Here is a 7,281-nt window from a genome sequence, read left to right on the forward strand (position 1 = left end):
ATGACCATCGCCCAAAATCCGCCGCCGCAGGACACACGTCGGCAGGCCGGGGGTGAACCGGCTGCGTCGCCCTTGCAGCTGCCGCTCGATGGGCGTGACGGACGCGAACTATTGCTCCGGAATTTTCGTCCCAATTCGAAACTGGTGGTGCCCCAAACTCCGCGACACTCTGCGGCGATGCCGGTCGTGGACGTTCACACCCATTTCCACCACCGGCTGCGTGATAGCAAAGAAGCCCTGGATGACTTTGTCCACTTGATGGATCGCAACAACATCGCGATTTGTATTTCTCTGGACGGGAAACTCGGCGCTCAACTCGATCACCACATGGAGTATCTCTGGACCGACTATCGCGATCGCTTTGCGATCTTTGCCAACATCGACTGGCAGGGGAACGCGCCACGAGACCAACCCGCGTTGTGGCCGTGTCACCGGCCGGGGTTCGCCGACCGCACCGCCGCTGAACTCGAACGAGCCGCCAAACAGGGCGTCAGTGGACTGAAGCTGTTCAAGCGATTCGGGCTGCGGTACAAGAACCCTGACGGGACCTTGATCAAGATCGACGATCCGCGGTGGGATCCGATTTGGGCCAAGTGCGGCGAGCTGGGATTACCGATCATCATTCACACCGCCGACCCGGCCGCCTTCTTCGATCCCATCGATGAAACCAACGAGCGCTGGGAAGAACTCAGTCGTCACCCCGATTGGAGCTTTCACGGCGACGCCTATCCATCGCGGCGAGAACTTTTCGAGGCCCGCAACCGGGTGATCGCCCGTCATCCTAACACGCAATTCATCGGTGCCCATGTCGCCAACAACCCCGAAGACTTAAAGGTCGTCGCCGGGTGGCTGGACGAGTATCCGAATCTGTGGATCGAACCGGCGTCGCGGATCGCCGAGCTGGGGCGGCAACCCTTCACCGCGCGGGAGTTTCTGATTCGCTATCAAGACCGGCTCTTGTTCGGCACCGACGGGCCCTGGCCCGAGACCCGTCTCCGGCTGTATTGGCGATTCTTCGAGACCCGCGACGAATCGTTTCCGTACAGCGAAAAAGTGCCCCCGCCGCAAGGCTTGTGGCAGATCTATGGTGTCGATCTGCCGGACGCGGTGTTGAAAAAACTGTATTTCGAAAACGCCAGCAAGTTGATCCCTGGGATTCGCCAGCGGCTTGAAAAATGGACGAAACCGTAGCGACTTGTTGCAGATGAACCATGACATTTTCTGATCAACCTACCACCGAGCCAACCTTTGCCATGTTGTGCTGCGCCAATGGCGCCGAAAAACAGGTCAAACAATCGATCGCCGCGGCGGGTTGGCGGTTGGCGTTTTCACGGCCCGGCTTCGTCACCGCCAAACACGATCAGCAGATGCCGTTGCCCGGCGGGACCTTCATCCGCACCGCGGCGCACTCGATCGGCCATTTGAAAGGCGCTGATGGCGAAACCCAGGTGACTCGCCTGGTCGAGTTGCTGGACGAAACGTTTGCCGGCGGGCGGACGTTTGATCAACTGCACGTCTGGCCGCGCGACCGGTTGCCGATCGGCAAATTCGGTTTCGAACCCGGGGTCGATGAAGTCTCCAAGTTGGTCGCCCAGCGAGTCCACACGGCACTTGCGGATCGATGGGTCCGCGGCGATCAACCCAATCGCATCGCCGAGCCCGGTGAACGCGTGCTGGATCTGGTGTTGGTCGATCCGGACGATTGGATGATCGGTTGGCACACCGCAGCCAAGTGGCATTCGCGGTGGCCCGGTGGCGTGCAGCCGATCGAGCCGCAATATGAACCGATCTCACGTGCCTATTACAAAGCCGCCGAATCGATCACCTGGAGCGGTTTTGATTTCGCGCCCGGTGACGTGGTGGTCGAAATCGGCAGCGCCCCCGGTGGTGCCTGCGGGCGGCTCCTCGAATTGGGGTTGAAGGTGATCGGAATCGATCCGGCGGAAATGGACGAGCGGATTGCCAATCACCCACGATTCAAACACCTCCGCGCCCGCGCCGGGGATCTGCCCCGCAGAGAGTTTCGCAACGTCAAATGGCTGTTGGCCGATTCGAACGTGAAACCCGAAAAGACACTCACGACGATCGAGCACATCGTGACGCACCGTGAGTGCTCGCTGGCGGGAATGTTGCTGACGATGAAGCTGGGCAACTACGACGCGGCGGGGCGAATCGACGCTTGGCTGGAGCAGATCCAGACGTGGAATCCGGTCGACGTGCAAGTGCGTCAGCTTGCCCGAAACCGCTGTGAAGTCTGCATCGCCGTGCAGTTGCGGTGACGCGGCCGGTCGGCCGGGCGCCCTGCCGCTAAATCGACAAGGTTTTGACCAGGGCAGGCCCGTAGGCTCGCGCCAAACGGCTGGTGGCGCGCGGTATCAGCCGATTCGCGCATGAGACGACGCTATCTCGGAGGGATTACAGCGAGCAGCCGAAGGTCAGCGCAGCGCCACCTCCGGGAAGCGCGCCTCAAAATCCCATCGACCCCGGACGGGTAACGCTGTGAAGTATTTTTTCCCTGCGTTTGACGAGGTGTTAGCGGCAGGGCGCAAGCCCTCCGGTCCCTCTTCGTTCCCGCAACACCGGAGGGCTCGCGGCCTGTCGGTTTAGTGTATCCACAAAACGAGGGGAGGTGGCTTAGTAGGCATCGTCACGATGTTTGCTATTCTTGGCGGATCGTCGTCGCGATTCACTTCTCACGCAGGGAGGCTTGCCCAGTGAGCCAGAGACAACCCAAGACCAGCTATTGGCAGGAAGCTCCTACACCACGCGGGCAACTGGTCCTCATTCCCACCGCCCTGGAGGAACTCATCCCTCAGGATCATCCCGTTCGCTTGGTCGACGAGATCCTCGATCAGATGGACTGGACTGATTGGGAGGCGGCCTACAACGGCGGATTCGGTCAGCCGCCGATCCATCCCAGCGTAATGGCAAAGATCCTGCTGTTTGCCATGATTCGGCGAATCCGATCCAGCCGGAACATTGAATACGAACTCAAGCATTCGATCGATTTTATCTGGCTTAGCAGCGGTCGCCGCATCGATCACAGCACGATCAGCGACTTCCGCCGAAACAATAGTGATGCAGTCAAAGGCATCTTCAAACAAATGGTCAAGCTGGCGATCAACCTGGGGATCGCCAATCTCTCGGAACTGTGCATCGACGGCACACGCATCCTGGCTGACGCCAACAAATACAAGACTTGGACGGCCAAACGATTAGCCAAAGCACTCGAAGAACTTGACGCGCAAATTGATGAGGCCCTGGAAACCTTCGAAGTCAACGACGCATGCGACGAAGATCTCATCGGCCAGGACGTTTCGGCGGACCGCCTCCCCGCCGCCGTCGCCAACTTGAAGTCACGCCGCTCACAACTGGCCGCTCATCTGGAGACGGTCAATGCGATGGACGAAGTCCGCAGGAAAAATGGGACGAAGGGCCCCGCCCAGTTACCCAAGACTGACACGGACAGTCGCATTCTTCCCAATAAGGAGGGTGGTTACGCAGCCAACTTTACTCCGATGGCGACGACCGAAACGCAGAGCGGCCTGATCGTTGCGGCGGACGTCTTGATCGGCAACGTCGAACACCACGAATTTGCCACCATCGTCGACTGTGTGGCCAACGACTTTGGAATTGACATTAAGCGAGTCATGGCTGACTCGGCTTACACGACGGGCAAAAACCTCACTGCGGCTGAGGAAAAACAGATCGAACTGATTGGCCCGCTTGCCGAAACCAATCGCGAGAACAACCCTGCCGAGCGTTCGGATTTGACTGAGCCCGTTGCCGCCGATCAGATTGATCAGTTGCCGGTTAATCCACAAACCAAACGATTTGACAAAGCAGCGTTTGTGTACGACGAAGCGAACGACTGCTATTACTGCCCGGCAGGCAAAGTGCTTTCACATCGGACGACCGAGAACACGACGCATGGCGACGGCTCTCCGGTGCAGCGAAAGGTTTACACCTGTTTTGAATGCGAGGGCTGCACGCTGGCTGGGCGTTGTCGCAAGAACGTGAAGCCAAAAGACGAGGCAAGCAGCAGCGAGGCATCGTCCCAGGAGTCCAGCGAAGCGACCTCGTCGGACAAGCGAGCGGGCAAGCGACGTGGTCGCAAGCCTGGCCCGCCACGTGGTCGCGAGACGATGCATGATGAGCATGAAGGAGCGCGACGTCGGCAGCGTGCGCGAATGGAAACGCCTGCAGCCAAAGAGGCTTACTCTCGTCGTCAGCATTTCGGTGAAACGCCTTTCGCCGTGATCAAGAGCACGCTTGATATGCGGCGATTCCTGCTTCGAGGTATCGCAGGTGTGAATCAAGAATGGCGCTGGGCGGCGACCGGATTCAATCTGAAGAAAATCATGAGTTACTTGGCGAAGCTGCGCGCCGCCGCGGCGACACAATCGCTCGGAACAGCAAACTAGGGGAGATAGGGGGCATTTCGAACGAAATCCGCCACAAGCGAACGCCACGATCCCGTCAACACGCTTACCAACGACTCTGGATGCCCCGCATAGCACCATAAAAGCCTCGTCCGGAACCAAAATCGAATCAACCGTCCCCAGGAACTAAATCGACAGGCCGCTCGCGCCCTACCGCTAAAAAATGCTTCACAGCGACGCCCTCCGGGGTCGCGTCAGGCGGGTCATCCCGATGCAAGGGCGGCTTACAAATGCACCGGCAGAAACAGCTTGGTTTCACCGGGCCGTTTTTCTGCCGGCGGGACGATCCACGCGGGCGTCTCGCCTTTGGTCAGGCTGTCGGCGACGCTCGATTTGAAGCGTGCGACGATTTGTCCGAGCATTTCGCGTTGGCTGGATGCCGATACCTCAATTTCTGCCAGATTGGCGACGCGACCGCGAAATATGCCGTCGTGGCAGGCGAAATAGACAATGCAACCGAATGCCGGCGGGGTCGGCGCTGCGGATTCGACCGGCAATCCGGCATTCGGTGGCTGTTTCGTCGCGGGCCGGTTGGTCGGGGACGTCTCGTCCACTTGGTCTTCTGGTGTCGGGTCGCTGGGGTTCAACATCGGTTGCTCCTGCGGCGCGGTCGCACGAGGTCTGGGGTGTCGCCGCCCCGACCGAGAAAAAACGGTTTGGCAGAAAAAAACCTTCGCAGAAAACGGTGCATGCAAAGTCAAATGGGGCGCGATTGCCTTTACAATACAGCAGCGTGATCTTGTTGCCCACCGAACTCCCATACCTAAAAAACTCGCCGGCCGACGACGCACCTGTCGCATCGCCGCCCGCCGAGTTGATCATTCCGAAAGGACCAACAGATGGAAAATCATCCTAGCCGACGTAACTTCTTGAAAACTTCCACTGCCGCGGCTGCCGGCGCGACCCTGACCAGCACCATCGCCCGCACCGCTCACGCCCAAGGGAGCGACGAAATCAAGTTTGCCCTGATCGGATGCGGCGGCCGCGGAAACGGTGCTTCGGTCAATATTTTCAAATCCGGCGGAAACACCAAGTTGGTTGCCGTTGCCGATGCGTTTGACGGCAAGGCTTCGGCCACGATCAACTCCCTGTCCAAGCGTTACAAGGACAAGGTCGATGTGCCGGCCGATCGCAAGTTCGTCGGACTCGATGCCTACAAGAAACTGCTCGAAGTCGACGCCGATCTGGTCATCATCGCCACGCCTCCCGGCTTCAAACCGCAACAATTCGAAGCGGCCGTCAAAGCCGGCAAGCACATCTTCATGGAAAAACCGGTCGCCTCCGATGCCACCGGCGTCCGACGTGTGTTGGCCAGCGTTGAAGAATCCAAGAAGAAGAACTTGATGGTCGGCATTGGACTGCAACGCCGTCACGAAGCTCAGTATCTGGAAACGATCGGACGGATCCACGACGGTGCGATCGGTGACGTGATCGCCACCCGCGTGTATTGGAACGGCGGCGGCATCTGGTACCGCAACCGAACCGAAGAGCAGACCGAAATGGCATTCCAGTGCAACAACTGGTACCACTTCAACTGGCTTTCCGGCGATCAGATCTGCGAGCAACACATCCACAACCTGGACGTCGGTTGCTGGCTCAAAGGCGAGTACCCTGTCGAGTGCAACGGCATGGGCGGACGTGAGCATCGGATGGATGGCGATCCGACCAAGAGTCAGATCTTTGACCACACCTTCTGCGAATACACCTTCGCCGATGGCACCAAAATGTTCAGCCAAGGTCGTCACTTGAAAGGTTCGTGGACTGAGGTCGCCGAGTACGCCCACGGCACCAAGGGAACCGCCAATGTCTCCGGATCGCAAATCTCCGGAGAAGGCGGTGATTGGAAATTCAGCGGCGAGCGTCAACAAGGCCACCAGCAAGAACAGAACGATCTGATCGCGGCACTCGCCCGCGGAGAGATCTACAACGAAGGTGAGTACGGCGCGCTGTCCACGTTCACCGCCATCCTGGGCCGCGAAGCGTGTTACAGCGGCAAGGTCATCAAGTGGGATGATCTGCTGAACAAGGGACGCGAGTTGGCACCCGGGATCGATAACTACACCGTCGACAGCCCGCCGCCGGAGTCGGCACTGCCCGGACCCGACGGCAAGTACCCGATCCCCGTCCCGGGCCAGTACGACCCCTTCGCGTAAGTCGTAGCGAGTGGTGATGACACCAACCTGCGCTGGTGTGCAGGCTTCAGCCGCCCGTCTCGCTGCTCCGCAGCGAGCCGGAATCGCGTAAAGGCTAGACACCAACATGCGCTGGTGTGCAGGCTTCAGCCGCTCGTCTCGCTGCTTCGCAGCGCGTGTGGAATCGCCTAAAGGCTAGACACCAACGTGCGCTGGTGTGCAGGCTTTAGCCGCTCGACTTGCTGCTTCGCAGCGCGTGAGGAATCGCCTAAAGGCTAAACACCAACGTGCGCTGGTGTGCAGGCTTCAGCCGCTCGTCTTGCTGCTTCGCAGCGCGTGAGGAATCGCCTAAAGGCTAGACACCAACGTGCGCTGGTGTGCAGGCTTTAGCCGCTCGACTTGCTGCTTCGCAGCGCGTGAGGAATCGCCTCAAGGCTAGACACCAACGTGCGCTGGTGTGCAGGCTTTAGCCGCCCGTCTTGCTGCTTCGCAGCGCGTGTGGAATCGCCTCAAGGCTAGACACCAACGTGCGCTGGTGTGCAGGCTTCAGCCGCTCGTCTTGCTGCTTCGCAGCGCGTGAGGAATCGCCTCAAGGCTAGACACCAACGTGCGCTGGTGTGCAGGCTTCAGCCGCTCGTCTTGCTGCTTCGCAGCGCGTGAGGAATCGCCTCAAGGCTAGACACCAACGTGCGCTGGTGTGCAGGCTT

Annotated in this window: 5 protein-coding genes; 4 read left to right on the forward strand and 1 reads right to left on the reverse strand. The window is 59.4% G+C overall.

What is annotated here, in order from left to right; all coding sequences use genetic code 11:
- From TBK1r_RS00635 to TBK1r_RS00645, 3 genes are all read left to right on the forward strand, one after another.
- Complete coding sequence (locus tag TBK1r_RS00635; protein ID WP_145221879.1) at positions 1 to 1,191, forward strand: amidohydrolase family protein; 1,191 nt, start codon at positions 1 to 3, stop codon at positions 1,189 to 1,191.
- Positions 1,192 to 1,211: 20 nt separating this feature from the next.
- Positions 1,212 to 2,279, forward strand: a complete 1,068-nt coding sequence (locus TBK1r_RS00640) for an SAM-dependent methyltransferase (RefSeq protein ID WP_145207052.1) — start codon at positions 1,212 to 1,214, stop codon at positions 2,277 to 2,279.
- 435 nt (positions 2,280 to 2,714) lie between these two features.
- A complete protein-coding gene (locus tag TBK1r_RS00645) occupies positions 2,715 to 4,424 on the forward strand; it encodes an IS1182 family transposase (protein WP_419580133.1) in 1,710 nt (569 codons plus the stop codon).
- Positions 4,425 to 4,666: 242 nt separating this feature from the next.
- Here TBK1r_RS00645 and TBK1r_RS00650 read toward each other — a convergent pair whose 3' ends face one another.
- Positions 4,667 to 5,032, reverse strand: coding sequence for a hypothetical protein (locus TBK1r_RS00650; protein WP_145207053.1), 366 nt, complete (start codon positions 5,030 to 5,032; stop codon positions 4,667 to 4,669).
- Positions 5,033 to 5,281: 249 nt separating this feature from the next.
- Here TBK1r_RS00650 and TBK1r_RS00655 point away from each other — a divergent pair, with 249 nt between their 5' ends.
- A complete protein-coding gene (locus tag TBK1r_RS00655) occupies positions 5,282 to 6,595 on the forward strand; it encodes a Gfo/Idh/MocA family protein (protein WP_145207054.1) in 1,314 nt (437 codons plus the stop codon).
- The last annotated feature ends 686 nt before the right edge of the window (positions 6,596 to 7,281 follow it).

Source organism: Stieleria magnilauensis (assembly GCA_007753675.1).
Classification (GTDB): Bacteria; Planctomycetota; Planctomycetia; order Pirellulales; family Pirellulaceae; genus Stieleria; species Stieleria magnilauensis.